This is a genomic window from Allorhodopirellula heiligendammensis, assembly GCF_007860105.1.
Lineage (GTDB): Bacteria > Planctomycetota > Planctomycetia > Pirellulales > Pirellulaceae > Rhodopirellula > Rhodopirellula heiligendammensis.
The window spans coordinates 307,358-322,528 of the sequence record NZ_SJPU01000003.1 but is presented as its reverse complement, the minus strand read 5'-3'; the positions used below and the strand labels follow the sequence as shown (position 1 = coordinate 322,528).

Below are 15,171 nucleotides of genomic sequence, written 5' to 3'. Positions count from 1 at the left end.
ATCGGGTTGCTTGATTAGCCGCGGGTCAGGCCGTCGCGAACCTTCTGAAGTAAATTGCGAATGGGCTGAACAGGTTGAAATCCCATCAGGCGACGACGCTTCCAGTGTCCATCCTCTGTTTTACTGAACAAGATGATTTGCGGGATGAGGTTCTCTCCCTCCATCAATTGTGCCGCCAGTTCAGGCTCGGCATCGCGATCAACGACAGCAACGCTCACGTTATCGAGCTCGCCTGAGCGAGTCATGTCGGCGATCGTGGTCTGTTTGAGGACTTGGCAGGCCGGGCAGTACGGGGCACTGACAACAACCATCAACGGCTTATGTTCCTCGACTGATTTCTTGTATGCCAAAGTGTAGTTCTGGTCACTCGGATGAGTGGGAGTTTCCTTCGCAGGTTCCAACATCGACGAGCCGGTGGTAACGAACGAAAGAGTAAGACCCAAGAACAGTGACAACATTCCATGCTTCCTAATGCAAGTTAGTAGGTCAAGACAGTCGCGGCACCAAGCCGACGGCATCGAGATTTGGCAAGTCATGCGCCAATGGATATCCAAGTCATCCGGGCTGAATTAGCAATTCGCGTCAGCGCCGTATGGAACCAGGCTCGAAAAAAGAAGAAATGAACTGTCCGGACAAAATGTAAAGCCGCCCACTATCGAAGTCTCCGGAAATTCCCTTCCGTAGCTTCTCCAGGGTTGGCAACATATCGCTTCGCAGTAAGTCGGCTCCCGTCGCGTACTCCACGCCAACGTAGGAAATGACTTTGGCGTGAGAAACACCATCGCTCACCTCATCCAGTTCGAGAGTTTCCATTCGAAACAGACCCCAAATGGGTGAGCGATATTGTTCGTTCACGCTGGCGAGGATTGTAGAAATGCAGGTAGCCCATGCAACCAGCAGAATCAGCATTTTCGGAATCCTTTGCCAAGGGAGCCCAGAACCCCGCTTAATGGGAACGTAAGGCTGAAATCCCGACCTATGCAGCCTGCCTATTTTAACTATTTGCTAGCAACTCGCTTTGAAAGCACTTTTTTTGCGCTGAACCGGCGATCGAGTGCGCACCGGGATCGCCGCGGGCGCCCCCTTCCACTGGTTTCGATGCTAGCCAGATGGCTCCGTCCAGTTGAGCGAGTTCAGCCGGGATCCGCACGAGGGGCGGAGCCCGCGGTAGACTCCGCAAGAGGGGCGGAGCCCGCAGCAGACATTGCTCCCTATTTTCGATTCACGTGTCTTGGCTTCCAATGGGGCGACACCGCTTCGACTCCGCTATTTGTCCGCAACCACTCCCTATGACGAGTTCACCACCATCGGCTGCCAACCGCCAAACGGTCATGCGTGTACTGGACGCCAACTCGAATCGCACCTCTGAAGGACTGCGGTCGATGGAGGAGACCGCGAGATTTATCCTGAACGCTAGCTCCCTGACCCAACAGCTGAAATCGCTTCGTCATCGGTTCGCTGCGTCGATGGAGCGACTGCCGCGTAAGGAGCTGCTGGAGGCGCGTAATTCCGGACTCGATGTGGGCACTGCGGCATCGACTCAGCGTGAGCAACAGCGAGGCTCGGTCACGCAGATCGTCGCCGCAGCAGCAGGACGGACTCAGCAAGCCATGAGGTGCTTGGAAGAATATGGCAAACTCATCGATGTCACGTTTGCGACTGAAGTCGAACAGCTTCGTTATCAGTGCTACGACATTTGTTCGCGTCTCGAACAGTTATGCCTTGGGAGCAGGGATCGTTTGAACCGCTTGCAGAACGCTCGCTTGTACTGCTTGATGGATACTTGTGCCAGCGAGCGGAAAATGCTCGATCGGATACGCAGTTTAGCTGCAGCTGGCGTTGATATCATCCAGTTGCGAGAATCAAGTGTGGATGACCGCACCCTGTGGAAACGGGCTGCCGCGGGGACTCATCTCGCTCGTGAGCTCGGGGTGTTGTGGATCATCAACGATCGCGCCGATATCGCGGCGGCCGCTGACGCCGATGGTGTCCATGTGGGGCAAGATGAACTGCCGGTTTCGCAGGTTCGTCGAATCGTTGGCGCTGAAAAACTGATTGGATTATCCACTCATAACATCGAACAGGTACGTGATGCGGTACGCTCGACAGCCGACTACATCGGCTGTGGCCCCGTTTTCCCAGGCACCACCAAGTCATTTGACGAGTTTCCTGGTTGTGGTTTCTTACAGGAAATCGTCTCTGAATTAAACGACGTCAATGGTCCCCCTCCGACGCTGGCGGCCTTCGCGATTGGAGGGATCACTCCCGCCAATGCCGCGCGAGTCGCCGCGGTCGGCTTCGGCCGTGTCGCGGTCACGTCCGCTTTGAGCGAAGGCTGCGAATCGAGCAACGCTGCGGCGCTGCGGCGCTGCCTTCAGCACGTTCCTCTATCGACGACCAAGATCCCATGATGACCCGCCTCACTATCTTTATATTGATCTTCGCCAATCAGGTGGTGACTTCGTTCACCGCCTGCGTGCCCCAACCGCCCGCCGAGCTCGTCAAGGACGCCGTCTCACTTACTGGCACCACAAAGTTAAACGAGAGCAGTGGTCTCGTGTTTTCGACGCGAGATCCCAACTGCGTCTGGACGCACAATGACTCAGGAAACTCCGCCCGACTCTATGCTTTCGACCACCGGACGGGTGAATTGACCGGTGAATGCCGACTCACTGGGGTTAAAGCGGTCGACTGGGAATCGCTCACCACAGCTGGCCTGGATTATCAGGAACTGATCGTTGCTGACTGCGGAGATAACGATGCACTTCGCAAGCACCTCACGATGTACCGCTTTGAAGAGCCCGACCCGCACCGCTCCACCAAACTCTCTGCGTCGGAGTTCCAAACACTGCACGTGCGTTTTCCCGACGGACCCGCAGATTGCGAAGCGGTATGGTACGACGCAGGTGAGGAAAACCTCATGCTGATGACGAAAGGACGTTTGGCGCTCGCACGTGTATACCGCGTTGCGGATTCGCAGTGGAGCGACAGCCAGCAACGGCAACGTGCACCGGGCGTATCACCCGTCGTCGAGGCGCCAGTCGAAATCACCACCGCATTCAAGGTCACGTCGGTTGCGTTGCCGATGGCCACAGGCGCTGATCTCGATCGCGCGTCAGGGGACATCTGGGTGTCGAGTTACTTCCAAGCGTTCTGTTTTCCACGGGGCGACCATTCCAGCGTTCAAGAACAGCTTAGCGCTGTTCCCATCGCCGTCGAAATGCCGCGTTGGCGGCAGATCGAAGCGATTGCCGTCGACAACCACTCTCAGGTCTGGATTACCAGCGAAGGAAATCCCACGAAACTGGGACGACTGAAGTAGTCGTCCGCCCCCTACTCCGTTTTTAATCGAATGCGATTTAGACCAAATGTTTGAGATTGAACAGAAATACCATGTCGACGACCGCGAGTCGTTGATGGAGAGACTCCAGGCAGCGGGAGCGCTCATGGTTTCCACGCAGCAAAATGATGATGCGTACTACAATCATCCCTGTCGCGATTTCGCACAAACCGGGGAAGCACTTCGGGTGCGGCGTGTCGATGGCGTTCCCCTGGTGACATATAAGGGGAAGAAACGATCGGGTGACGTGAAAGCGCGGGAAGAGCTCGAATGGCGACTCGATCCAGGGGACGTCGACGGGCAGGCCATGGAGCGACTGCTCACGCATCTTGGCTTTGTCAAAGTGACCACGGTCAGCAAATGCCGGCAAACCTATCATCTTGGCAGCAACAATGATTATTTGACAATCACGATCGATCACGTACCCGCTCTACAAGTCGCTGGACGCGGCGGGCTATTTGCTGAGGTTGAGTGCGTCTTGGCGAGTGACGCACCCACCGACGCTGAAATTCGAGTTGCGCGAGCGCGAGTCACCGACACGGCAGCGACACTTGGACTGACGCAGTCCGAGTCGCGTAGCTACCTTCGGATGGTATTGGAAACTTAGCCCATCGCCAATTCACTCTTCGCTTCGGTGAACTTCTCGATCGCAAAGCTCAAGTCCTCACGAGTATGCGCCGCCGAAACCTGCGTCCGAATCCTCGCTTTCCCCATGGGCACCACCGGGTAGGAAAATCCGATGACGTAAACGCCTTTAGCCAGCATCAAGTCCGCCATCCGGACAGCTAAGCCCGCGTCTCCGAGCATGATTGGCACGATGGGATGCTCGCCAGGAACGAGATCAAAACCAGCCTGCTCCAAACCGTCACGGAAAAACGCGGTATTCTCAGCTAAGCGATCACGCAGGTCAGTCGATTCGGTCAGCAGGTCGATCGCAGCCAGCGATCCCGCCACGATGGGAGGCGCGACCGAATTGGAAAACAGATAGGGACGCGATCGTTGACGAAGCAGTTCGATAATTTCACGCCGTCCACTGGTGTAACCGCCGCTGGCACCGCCGAGTGCCTTGCCGAGCGTGCCCGTAATGATATCAACGCGATCCATGACGTGATGATGCTCATGAGTCCCCCGGCCATGAGGCCCCATGAATCCCACTGAGTGTGAATCATCCACCATCACAAGTGCATCATAGCGGTCGGCCAAATCACAAATGCCAGGTAGGTTTGCAATGGTGCCATCCATCGAAAACACACCATCGGTAGCGATCATTCGGAACCTCGCCGAGGCAGCTTCCTTCAGTTTCGCTTCGAGATCTGCTAAATCGTTATTGCGGTAACGAAAGCGTTTGGCTTTGCATAACCGAATCCCATCAATGATCGAGGCGTGATTGAGTTCGTCGGAGATGACTGCGTCTTGATCGTTGAGCATTGTTTCGAACAAGCCGCCGTTGGCATCGAAACAAGATGTGTAAAGAATCGTATCCTCCGTACCGAGGAACTCGCTCAACCGTAGTTCCAGTTGTTTGTGAATCGCTTGGGTGCCGCAGATAAAACGCACCGAAGAGAGGCCATAGCCCCACTTTTGCAGCCCCTCAGCAGCTGCTGCTGCGATCGCGGGATGTTCGGAAAGCCCGAGATAGTTATTCGCGCATAAATTAAGCACCTCACGATCATCACCTACTCGGATGTGCATATCCTGCGGCGATTGAATCGTTCTTTCGGACTTATAAAGACCAGCCTCGCGAATTTGGCTGAGTTCACTGGCCAGGTGCGCTTGAAATTTTCCGTACATTAAACATTCCAGTTGAGGATTACTTTTCCGGATCGGCCTGACATCATCACGTCAAAACCTTGCTCGAATTCGTGATAGTCAAAACGGTGGGTGATAATGGACGAAAGATTTAACCCGCTCTGCAACATCACCGTCATCTTGTACCACGTGTCGTACATTTCACGCCCGTAGATACCTTTCAGTGTCAGCATATTGAAGACAACCGTATTCCAGTCAATGGCGATCTCTTCCGCCGGTATCCCAAGCATTGCTATTTTGCCGCCGTGTCCCATCTGTGAGATCATGTCCCGGAACGCACTGGCGTTGCCAGACATTTCTAGGCCGACATCAAAACCCTCCCGCATGCCGAGTTCTCGCTGCACGTCTCGCAGCTTTTCGCTCCGTACGTCGACCGTTCGAGTTGCCCCCAGTTTCGTGGCAAGTTCTAACCGCCAGGGGTTTACATCAGTCACCACAACGTGGCGTGCTCCCGCATGCCGGACGACGGCGGCCGCCATACAACCGATCGGTCCGGCACCAGTGATCAGCACATCCTCGCCCAAAATCGGAAAAGTCAATGCGGTGTGGACCGCATTGCCATAAGGATCAAAAATTGCCGCGATGTCGCGGTCGATGGCATGGTCATGATGCCACACATTCGTCATCGGCAACGCAATGTATTCGGCAAATGCACCAGGGCGGTTCACACCGATGCCCTTGGTGTCGGCGCATAGGTGCCGGCGTCCGGCCATGCAGTTTCGACAGCGTCCACAAACCACATGCCCCTCGCCACTGACAACATCGCCGGGATGAAAATCGACAACGTTGGCGCCAACCTCCACAATCTCACCGACGAATTCATGCCCCACTACCATGGGTACTGGGATCGTCTTCTGTGCCCAACTATCCCACGCGTAAATATGAACGTCGGTACCGCAGATGCCTGTCCGATCAACTCGAATCAGCACATCATTAATACCATACTCCGGCATCGGTACGTCTTCGAGCCATAAGCCACGTTCGCGTTCGCGTTTGACGAGTGCTTTCATATCAAGTTAATTCCGCCGCATTGTTGAGCGATTCGATAAGTGACAACGTCTCTCCAAGACGCTGAACCAAACTGAAGACGCAGCGTCTCGTCGAGCAAACTGAACCGAGACTCAGAAATACTCGGCCATTCACTCCAACGGGCAGCATACCGCGTGGTATCAAAACATAACTTCTCAGTTCTGGGAAGCAGCGTTTCGTAGATACTGAACGATTTCCACGATGGCATCCTCCCCCAGCGTTTGATGCAAATTACTCGGCATGAGTGAGGTTGTCGCCTCACGGCGCAACTCAATCTCGCTGAGCGGCAGGTTCTGCACCTTTCCATCGGGGGTAACAACCAATACACGTGCATCGTTCTCGTCACGTATGAGACCATTGATAACGGCACCGTCCTCGGTCAAGAACGTGGACGTCCGAAATGCTCTGTCAACATTTCGATCAGGCACCGTGATATCTTCAAGCAATCGCTGCACATTTCGGCTGCCGACGCCATCGAGTTGCGGGCCGACCAGTTCACCTTGCCCCGCAAGTTGATGGCACACTGCACAATGTTTGGTGAACAGCGTTCGCCCTAACTCGCTGTCTCCTCGGAAATCGATCAGGCGATCACCCATCCTGTTTATCGCTTGTTCTCGAGCGGCATCGAACGGTTTCGCTTTCAAACGGATCACTTCTGCACGGGCCATCAAATTGGCATCAGCGATGGTTTGCATTGGTTCCCAAACGGTCTTCTCTAGCAACACGTCTGGTGCCAGCGAACCGTCCTCAATCAGCTGGATCAAAATCGGGACAGTTTGAATGTCACTGGCCAATGAGATCGCTAGCAGCGTCTGTTGGGCGGCCGTGAGGTGCTTGGCGAACTTCGCGGTATGCTCCAACTCATCCAGCGTTTCCCCCCCTGCCGCCAGAGAAATCCAATCGTCGACAAGTGGCAAATCCACTCCCAACTCCAATGCTCGCTGTAGGAGCCGGGCGAGTGGTTGATGTCCATCGAGTTCTGCAATCGCCGCGGCAACGCGAGTTCGATTGTGCCGATCCTTCGACAGCAGGGCTAGCAATTCGAGCAGGTCGGCGCGTTGATCGAGCATTCGATACCGCACAAGCATCGTGAGGATTCGGTCCAATGAATCGTCTGTCTCCCAGAGCCACGCGGGCTGGAACGCTCCGACCGCAATCCATGCGTAGGCTGTCCCAGCATCGCCATCGATACAGCGTAAAATGACCGAGGTGCTTTGCGCGGCTCGGCAGTCCCACTTGATGAGAACTGCTGCATCATCGCGCGGTGGGAATGCTCGATGGAGGACCTGCCCTGTGTTCGCATCCACCAGTTCAAAACGATTGAGATGACTATCCTCCACATCGGGCCGTCGATTGTGGCCAGCGATGCGAAATGATATTTCCGTCGGACATTCAAAGGGACTGCTCACCAATTGACCGGTATGCGTCTCTCCCAATGGAAACGAGCTGAGCATGTTGAGCGGTTGCCCGCTATCAGCGTTTTGACGAATTTGAGGCGGCCATGCCTCTCCACTGTCGTCATGCCACATGATCGCGAGTGGCTGACCCTGATGGAGTCGTAATTTGACTTGATCGATATCTAACTGAATGAGTTCGTCCAACCATGCTCTCAAACGCGACGGCACGCCCTCTCCTCGCTTGCCACAGGCGTCCAGGAGAGCGTCTGCCAGAGTGTGCTGCACGCCTGGTTGATCAGCGGATATCTGTTTGGCCAGATCGACCACATCATCGGCGCGATCCGGGGACGCCTGCTCAATGATGTGCTGCATCATCGGTAACGATTCCGATGTGCCCAGGTCACTCTCGGACAGATGCATGACAAGCAAATCAGCGGCAACCGGCGTGGTGACCGCTAACGCAATCTCAGCGAGCTCTCGTTTTTGATCGTTGGTCATCGATTCAGTCAGTCCCCGCAGTGACGAATCGAAATCGTCCTGCGATTGAATGATGTCGCGCAGCGCAATGCGAATCGTCTGTCGCTGAATCGGATCGTTCGCACCGACCTGGGCGAGGGTCTCGAGCAATGGGACGATTGCTTCGCTGCGATGACTTCGACCGAGCGCCGCGGCGGCCGCGCAGCGCACGTGCGCATTGTCGTCGCCGAGTTTAGCTACGGCGAGGTCAAACATCGCGGCTACATCGAGCTGACTCGAAACCGCTGATCGAGGCGCGAGTAAATCTGACATCGCCCGGCAACCGTGGGTTCGCACCATCGCCGCCGGGTCGCCGGTGAGCTGCTCAAGTAAATCGGCATCGAGCAACTCGCGTTGTTGTAGATACCAGGTTGCAGAGATGCGCGCACGCTGACTCGCGTCCCCCGAAGAACGGATGATTTCTTTTGCTTCATTATCGAGGGCATCCGTCGCATGCTCGATGGCGTGTTGTAAAGCCAGACGACGCACCGTCGGATTGGCAGCATTCCACGCTCGAGCAATCTCTGCTGTGGCGGACAGAGTTGCTAGCTTTTCTGGCGGCGCGTTCAGCGATCGGATCTGCCAGATTCGCCCCCGATGACGGTCGCGTCCAGGATGGTCCAGAGGCACCTCATAATGTCCGATGATGCGATTGTAAAAATCGGCTACATAGAGGCAACCATCCGGGCCGAGCTGGATGTCGACTGGCCGAAACCATGGATCGTCACTGGTGAGAAAGTCAGGCAGCTCGTGCGCTACCGCCGTCGCACCATCGTAAGTTACCGCGTTGCGGTTGATCCGCGATGTCATCACGTTGCCGCTGAGCATGTGGTTAGCAAGGGCAGCAATGCCCAGCGACTCCGGTACAAACACGAGTCCTGAGATGGCAGTACTGCCGTGCAGATGATCCATCATCGGTGGAATCATGCCCAAGCCATCATCAGGCTTTCCAAAACTCGGATAGTGGCCACCGCGGACCAGCTCGCTGATCGGTTTGCTATGACAGTCTGCCGTGAAATCATTGCCCCAGTCGTCGTGCGTTCGGCCAAACGGATTGACCTGTCCCCAGGTAACATGTTCAACCCGCGAGCCATCGGGCCGGAACCGAAAGGTATTGCCCGAGTGCATGACGATTTTGTGCCCGTCTGCCCCCGCAACTGTCGACTGATTGTTAAAACCGTGGTTCGCATAGATCCAGCCGTCGTCACCCATCCGCAGGGAATTCACCATACCGTGGGTATCTCGCGTGGTATCAAACGGCCCGAGCACGATGTCACGTTGATCACAGACGTCATCACCGTCGGTGTCGCGCAGGTAGTAGATGTTTGGGATGCTAAAACAAAGGCAGCCTTCCCCATAAGGCAGCACACCGATGGGAATGTTCAATCCGTCAGCAAATACAGTTGAACGGTCAGCTCGGCCGTCCCCATCGGTGTCCTCGAGGATGCGCACTGAATCAGTGGGCGTTTTGCTATCCCGCACCGGATAGGGATATTCAAAGCTGTCGGTGACCCACATCCTGCCACGATCATCAAACGCCATGTTCATGGGTTTGGCGATCTCAGGCTCAGCAGCGAACAGCCGAACCTCGAATCCCGCAGGAAGATGGAACCCAGCTCGCTCATCGTCCGGTGATTGCGGTTCGGTGGGCCGAACTCCCTCCCCGTACCAACTCGCTGGAGACACCGGTTCAGCTGCGCCAATCTGAACGCTCGACAGAGATTGCTGCGCCCCGGCCATCGGCGGCGAAAGGAGCAAAGCGAACCCAACGAAAAACGCGGTGAGGGGCGAGGCTGAAGGTGGGATCATGGCGGGGCTGCAGTGGTGAATCGCAAAACAGTGGAATGTCTTGCGATTCTAACCGAGACCGCGTGATCGCGTCGAAGGACGAGCGCACAAACGCGTTACCGGACGGTATACAAGAACGTCCACCTCCGCAGCAGCTCGTCGATTGGGTTGACGCCGGTGACGCCAGGGTGAGCCGCGTGTGGTAGGACGCCGGGTGCGTAGAAAAACCGGCCGGTTGCGCAACGTGGCTTACCCAATCAGCGGAGCCGTTAGGCCGAGAGCAGCCCGTCCATGGTCGAGACCAGTGATTTCACCGCGTCGACACTGTTCTGGAAGGCGGCCGATTCGGTTTCAGTCAACTTCAGCTCGATGATTTTCTCGACACCACCCGCACCCATGACCACCGGCACGCCGACGTAATAGCCGCCCACGCCATATTGCGAGTCGCAGTAAGCTGCAACTGGGATGACACGTTTCTTGTCCTTCACAACGGCTTCGACCATCTGCGTGCAAGCGGCCGCAGGTGCGTAGTAAGCGCTGCCGGTTTTGAGCAAGGCGACGATTTCGGCGCCGCCCTTGCGAGTGCGATCGACAATCTCATCAAGCCGTGCCGAGTCAATCAGCTGCGTCACGGGAATACCGCCTACGCTTGTGCAGCTAGGAATTGGAACCATCGTGTCACCGTGGCCACCCATCAGCAGTGCGCTGATGTCTTCGATACTCACGCCGAGTTCCATTGCCAGAAACGTGCGGTAGCGGGCGGTATCAAGCACTCCGGCTTGCCCAATCACGCGGGCATGATCAAAGCCGGTGACTTTCCACATTTGCTGGACCATCGCGTCGAGCGGGTTGCTGACCACGATCACTACCGCGTCGGGGCTGGTCGCTTTGATCTGCTCAGCGACACTGGTGACAATCTTGGCATTGGTGGCCAACAAATCGTCGCGACTCATCCCAGGTTTGCGAGGGATACCCGCGGTGACCACAATCACGTCACTACCAGCGGTGTCAGCGTAATCGGTTGTCCCGACGATGTTGGAATCGAAGCCCATGATGGGCGACGCCTGCATCAAATCGAGTGCTTTGCCTCGCGGCATGTCTTCGGTTTGCGGGATATCGAGCAGGAAAATGTCGCCGAGTTCAGCGGCTGCACACCAGTGGGCACAAGTGGCACCGACGTTTCCGGCTCCGATAATCGTGATCTTAGCGCGACGTAGCATGAGGTTTCATCATTTTGCGGGGAAGGAGGGATCGTGATGGCGATATCCTGGCAGCACCGTGCCGAGCGTCAAGAGGGCCTCCCATTGAGGCCCGCACACAGGGTCTCATTTCTCTCCGTCTCGTTTCTTTCGCCAACCGCAGCCTAGCGGCGAAAGGGGCGAGCTTGGCGAAGCCTCTGGATCAGACTGGCCGCGCAATGTGCTCCCGCCCAGCCTGCTGGCGGATCGCTTCGCGGGGCACGTACCTAACCGAGGTCTGCACGTCGAGCTATTGAGCCTCCCGAATGCGAGCCGCGATGGCACTCGCGACTCCTGCACTCGGGCCGAGGTACGCCGACACTTCGAATCGAACTGCTGCATTGGCAACCGCAACACGATGAGTCTGCGCCGAGATCGCGTCGTACAACCGGCCGGCAAACAATAGATGCGGTTGGACAACAATGCGGTCGAACTGTCCCGATGTGGCGACGGCGTTGAGCGTGTCAGTCAAACACGGTTCGGCCATCGCATAGAACGTGGTGAACAGGCCACGCGATGAAATCCCAAATTCACGGGCGAGCGATCGCTGAGTTTGAGCATCATATCCCCGAACCGCAACCTCGCTGAGCAGCTGCATATCCGCACTCGCACACACATCTCGACTCCCGCGACCAACCATAACAATCGCAGTCCGTCCGCCAGCGTGCATGGTGTCTGCTGAGTTCTGCAGAGTTTCCCGCAGTCGATCGCGAACGATACCGATCATCGCCGCCTGGCGAGAAATGGGACGGGCATAACTGACACGAACCGTTTCACTAGCGGCCGTGACAGCCTGAGCAGCAGCGACCTCCCCAGGAATATCGCCCTTGGCGTGGCCCGCCGAAAAAAGCAGGAGCGGCGCGACGGTCACACGTCGAACACCGCACCTCATCAGCGATTGCCATGCCTCCGAAATCGTAGGCTGTTGAAACTCGAGCAGACACGGACGCACGACCGTGTCGCTGGCGAGTTGTTCGGCTAAGCGATCGCTGAGATGAAAAAATTCAGCAGTGCCAGTGGCGTCTCGCGTGCCGTGGCCGACCAACAGAACGCCGCTGGGGCCACCCAACTTACTGAACGCGGGCAGCGTCGCCGAAGCCTTCCTGCTTTAAACTAGCAAGCGCCTTTTCCACATCGAAACCAGCATCGTATTGAACGACTACCTTTTTCACGGTCAGCGTTTCGGGGTCGGGCTGCTCAACAAGGGTCACTTCGCTCACCCCGTCACTGTTTTCCAAAGTCTCTTTAACCCGGGGGTAACAAGCAAATTGGCAATGCATGCTGGGCACTTCCAATGTCAAGGTGCCCGCTTCGGTGAGCACCGCTGGGGATGCCGAAACAGCAGTCGCCGGAGCAGCCGACGCGGGCGATTCAGGTGCTCCGTTGGGGGCTACGATCAGGGCGATCATGATTCCCAGGGCGGCAACACCAGCAACAGCGTAAACAATCGATTTCATATTAAAACCTATGGAGTGGTTAGCGAAACGTCCCAGCCAACAAATCAGATGGGCGGCACAAGATCTGGCCAAACATTCTCATCTGCCCAAATCCGTCATCTGCCCGAACACCTTGATGAGATCCGTTGACATGCCCCACGCCCCCCGGCAATTCGATTGCGTCCAGGCACGAGGTGGGGCTGTACCATCTGATCCTAGCCGATCTTGACAGTCCACGTAAAGCCTGTGAAATAATCATCGGCCTGCCGAACCAGCCGATTCGGAAGCGGGTACTTCGTCCTCTTCGGGCGGATGGTTCGGTTTGCCATCACCGGTCTGGGGAAGCATGTGTTCGACCACCCGAACGAGCGGACCGTCAAGGTCCCAGATCGTGTCTACCGCAGCCCCGTCCTCGGTCGCTGGGTCCGATCCAGCGGTCTCGCTCGCATCGTCGGCGGCAGTGTTTGGGAAGAGGCCGCCACGCTCGATCCCTTTCAGTGAAGGGTACGACGCCGCCTGCCACAGCAACATTAAACGTTGCAGATTCTCGGGTTCCATCTCGACGGTCAGCCCCGCATCCGGTGTCACACCCCACACATCATTTTCGTCGTCATCTTTGCCTCGGTGAATATTCTCATCGCTCGGGCGAAAATACTTAGCAACGGTCAATTTGAGGGCGCTGCGTCCGTACTCCAACGGCAACACATTCTGCACGGTGCCTTTGCCGAAACTACGCGTCCCGCCCACCATCACGCGACCGTGGTCCTGGAGGGCCGCGGCAACGATCTCGCTGGCACTGGCTGAATCATGGTCAATCAAAATTGCCATGGGAATATTTTTGTCGACCAGCGTACCAGGCGTCGCGACATTGACCTCCTCGAGCACACCGCCACGAGTCTTCGTCGACACGATTTTCCCAGCATCCAAGAACATGTCAGCGACGGCAACGGCCGCGTGGAGCAATCCACCACCATTGCCGCGCAGGTCCAGTACCAGGGCGTCAAAGTCGTTATCGAGCTCCTTGAGAATGCGTTCGAGATCGCCCACGGTGCGGTCACCGAAGCTCGTCAAACGCACGTAGGCGACCCGTGGATGGTCTTCCAGGCGATACACCCAGGCATTGTTTTCATCACGATGGTCGCCGATGACGGATTCCATTTGGATCGACGCACGAGTGATCTTGGTCTCGATTTCTTCGTCGCCACGCCGCAGAGTCAACGCGACCTCGGTCCCGACCGGACCACGCAATTGATCGCTGACCTCGCGAATATCCAAAGTCGTGACGCCTTTTCCATCGACTTCGATAATCTCATCCCCGGGCAGCACGCCAGCTGCGAGGGCCGGTGAGCCAACCAGCGGCGTGATCACTCGCACCGGGCCTTTCGGATCGGGTTGATCAACGTAGATTCCGATTCCAGCGAATTCCTGATGAATACTGTCCCGGAAAGCATCGTATGCGACCGGTGGGATGAATTCACTGTGCTGATCGAGCTTGGAAGTCATGCCCGAGAGCGCTGCCAAGACCAACTCACGATCATCGACCGGTTCGACATAGTAACGGTCAATCAGTGATAAAGCCTCACCGATCACCAGCGCCGTCTTGGTGCGCTGTTGCAGGGTGTGGCACGCCATCGAGATGACAAACGCGATACAGATAATCGTCAGGTTGCGAGGTAGCATCAGCGGTCAGAGGTGTGCAGCGAATCGGAAGACATAATCGCGTGAGACAGGGCTCCCGCCTGCCGTGTTTGTATTGCTAAACGAAATGCCCGTTCCACGTATTCAAACGCGCCTCGATTAGAACTGATGTCCCTTCTGTGGACCATTTTTCGTCAGCGTGAGAATCTCCGGCCCCGACTCTGTCATGAGAATGGAATGTTCGAATTGTGCTGAGGGACGTCCATCCTTGGTCCGCACCGTCCAACCATCGCCCTTGTCGGTTTTCGCATACCGACTACCCGAATTAATCATCGGCTCGACCGTGAAGCACATCCCTGGGAACAAGCGGTCGACTCGACTCTGGCGGTTGGGAAAGTGGGGAATCGATGGATCGAGGTGAAACTGCCGCCCCAGCCCGTGCCCTACGTACTCGCGGACAACCGAAAACCCTCGTCGCTGGGCTTCAGGCACCACGCACTCACCGATCGTGGCAACACGGCATCCCGGGGTGAGCGCATCGATCGCCAAATGCATGCAATCGAAGGCGCACTGGGTCACCGCGCGGCGTTCTTCGGTGGTTTGGCCGATGATAAATGTTTCGCTTTGGTCGCCGTGCCAACCGTCGACGATGGTCGTGATGTCAACGTTCACGATGTCCCCCTCACGCAGGACGTAATCGTCTGGAATGCCGTGGCAGATCACTTCATTGACACTCGTGCAGCAGCAGTTGGGAAACTTTTGGTATCCCAATGTCGCCGCCTTGTAGCCATTGCTGTAAGTCCAGTCGTGGACCATTCGGTCGATTTCGAGCGTTGAAATGCCCGCCTTGACGTGCGGGCGAACGAAATCCATCAGTTCGCCATTGGCCTTGCCAGCCGCCCGCATCATGTCGCGTTGGGTAGGGGACAGGATGAGTTTTTTTTGCTTAGTCAGCATACGTCGCCTTCGAAAAAAATAAG

13 protein-coding genes are annotated in these 15,171 nt (G+C 56.5%); 3 read left to right on the top strand and 10 right to left on the bottom strand.

Going from position 1 to position 15,171, the window contains the following annotated elements:
* Positions 1-14 precede the first annotated feature (14 nt).
* On the bottom strand, positions 15-458 hold the full coding sequence (locus Poly21_RS21200) for a thioredoxin family protein (RefSeq protein ID WP_146409057.1): 444 nt from the start codon (positions 456-458) through the stop codon (positions 15-17).
* A gap of 124 nt (positions 459-582) precedes the next feature.
* Complete coding sequence (locus tag Poly21_RS21195) at positions 583-909, bottom strand: hypothetical protein (protein WP_146409056.1); 327 nt, start codon at positions 907-909, stop codon at positions 583-585.
* Between the two features lie 380 nt (positions 910-1,289).
* Between Poly21_RS21195 and Poly21_RS21190 the strand changes: the two genes are divergently transcribed.
* Genes Poly21_RS21190 through cyaB form a run of 3 tightly spaced genes read left to right on the top strand, consistent with a single transcriptional unit; the run spans position 1,290 to position 3,947 of the window.
* On the top strand, positions 1,290-2,411 hold the full coding sequence (locus Poly21_RS21190; RefSeq protein WP_146409055.1) for a thiamine phosphate synthase: 1,122 nt from the start codon (positions 1,290-1,292) through the stop codon (positions 2,409-2,411).
* Complete coding sequence (locus Poly21_RS21185) at positions 2,408-3,322, top strand: hypothetical protein (RefSeq protein ID WP_146409054.1); 915 nt, start codon at positions 2,408-2,410, stop codon at positions 3,320-3,322. The genes Poly21_RS21190 and Poly21_RS21185 overlap by 4 nt, the downstream gene beginning before the upstream one ends.
* Positions 3,323-3,368: 46 nt before the next feature.
* Positions 3,369-3,947, top strand: a complete 579-nt coding sequence (gene cyaB / locus Poly21_RS21180; protein WP_146409053.1) for a class IV adenylate cyclase — start codon at positions 3,369-3,371, stop codon at positions 3,945-3,947.
* Here cyaB and Poly21_RS21175 read toward each other — a convergent pair.
* The 8 genes from Poly21_RS21175 to map all read right to left on the bottom strand — a co-directional run bounded on the left by Poly21_RS21175 (position 3,944) and on the right by map (position 15,148).
* Positions 3,944-5,131 (bottom strand): glycine C-acetyltransferase, encoded by a 1,188-nt coding sequence (locus Poly21_RS21175; protein ID WP_146409052.1) that lies wholly within the window; start codon positions 5,129-5,131, stop codon positions 3,944-3,946. The genes cyaB and Poly21_RS21175 overlap by 4 nt on opposite strands.
* On the bottom strand, positions 5,131-6,159 hold the full coding sequence (gene tdh, locus Poly21_RS21170; protein WP_146409051.1) for an L-threonine 3-dehydrogenase: 1,029 nt from the start codon (positions 6,157-6,159) through the stop codon (positions 5,131-5,133). The genes Poly21_RS21175 and tdh overlap by 1 nt, the downstream gene beginning before the upstream one ends.
* A gap of 174 nt (positions 6,160-6,333) precedes the next feature.
* On the bottom strand, positions 6,334-9,900 hold the full coding sequence (locus Poly21_RS21165; protein WP_146409050.1) for a PVC-type heme-binding CxxCH protein: 3,567 nt from the start codon (positions 9,898-9,900) through the stop codon (positions 6,334-6,336).
* Positions 9,901-10,148: 248 nt separating this feature from the next.
* Positions 10,149-11,099, bottom strand: coding sequence for a malate dehydrogenase (gene mdh, locus Poly21_RS21160; RefSeq protein ID WP_146409049.1), 951 nt, complete (start codon positions 11,097-11,099; stop codon positions 10,149-10,151).
* A 268-nt stretch (positions 11,100-11,367) separates the two neighbouring features.
* Positions 11,368-12,186: a sirohydrochlorin chelatase gene (locus tag Poly21_RS21155; RefSeq protein WP_302120017.1), complete on the bottom strand. Its 819-nt coding sequence runs from the start codon at positions 12,184-12,186 to the stop codon at positions 11,368-11,370.
* A 1-nt stretch (position 12,187) separates the two neighbouring features.
* The gene (locus tag Poly21_RS21150) at positions 12,188-12,574 is read right to left on the bottom strand and encodes a heavy-metal-associated domain-containing protein (RefSeq protein WP_146409047.1); all 387 of its coding nucleotides are present in this window, start codon (positions 12,572-12,574) and stop codon (positions 12,188-12,190) included.
* A gap of 234 nt (positions 12,575-12,808) precedes the next feature.
* Positions 12,809-14,233, bottom strand: a complete 1,425-nt coding sequence (locus tag Poly21_RS21145; RefSeq protein WP_146409046.1) for a S41 family peptidase — start codon at positions 14,231-14,233, stop codon at positions 12,809-12,811.
* Positions 14,234-14,350: 117 nt separating this feature from the next.
* Positions 14,351-15,148 (bottom strand): type I methionyl aminopeptidase, encoded by a 798-nt coding sequence (map, locus tag Poly21_RS21140; RefSeq protein WP_146409045.1) that lies wholly within the window; start codon positions 15,146-15,148, stop codon positions 14,351-14,353.
* Positions 15,149-15,171 lie beyond the last annotated feature (23 nt).

Excerpts from the sequence above, each read along its gene's own strand:
- Poly21_RS21200 (WP_146409057.1), bottom strand. The coding sequence starts at position 458 with ATGTTGTCACTGTTCTTGGGTCTTACTCTTTCGTTCGTTACCACCGGC.
- Poly21_RS21195 (WP_146409056.1), bottom strand. The coding sequence starts at position 909 with ATGCTGATTCTGCTGGTTGCATGGGCTACCTGCATTTCTACAATCCTC.
- Poly21_RS21190 (WP_146409055.1), top strand. The coding sequence starts at position 1,290 with ATGACGAGTTCACCACCATCGGCTGCCAACCGCCAAACGGTCATGCGT.
- Poly21_RS21185 (WP_146409054.1), top strand. The coding sequence starts at position 2,408 with ATGATGACCCGCCTCACTATCTTTATATTGATCTTCGCCAATCAGGTG.
- cyaB (WP_146409053.1), top strand. The coding sequence starts at position 3,369 with ATGTTTGAGATTGAACAGAAATACCATGTCGACGACCGCGAGTCGTTG.
- Poly21_RS21175 (WP_146409052.1), bottom strand. The coding sequence starts at position 5,131 with ATGTACGGAAAATTTCAAGCGCACCTGGCCAGTGAACTCAGCCAAATT.
- tdh (WP_146409051.1), bottom strand. The coding sequence starts at position 6,159 with ATGAAAGCACTCGTCAAACGCGAACGCGAACGTGGCTTATGGCTCGAA.
- Poly21_RS21165 (WP_146409050.1), bottom strand. The coding sequence starts at position 9,900 with ATGATCCCACCTTCAGCCTCGCCCCTCACCGCGTTTTTCGTTGGGTTC.
- mdh (WP_146409049.1), bottom strand. The coding sequence starts at position 11,099 with ATGCTACGTCGCGCTAAGATCACGATTATCGGAGCCGGAAACGTCGGT.
- Poly21_RS21150 (WP_146409047.1), bottom strand. The coding sequence starts at position 12,574 with ATGAAATCGATTGTTTACGCTGTTGCTGGTGTTGCCGCCCTGGGAATC.
- Poly21_RS21145 (WP_146409046.1), bottom strand. The coding sequence starts at position 14,233 with ATGCTACCTCGCAACCTGACGATTATCTGTATCGCGTTTGTCATCTCG.
- map (WP_146409045.1), bottom strand. The coding sequence starts at position 15,148 with ATGCTGACTAAGCAAAAAAAACTCATCCTGTCCCCTACCCAACGCGAC.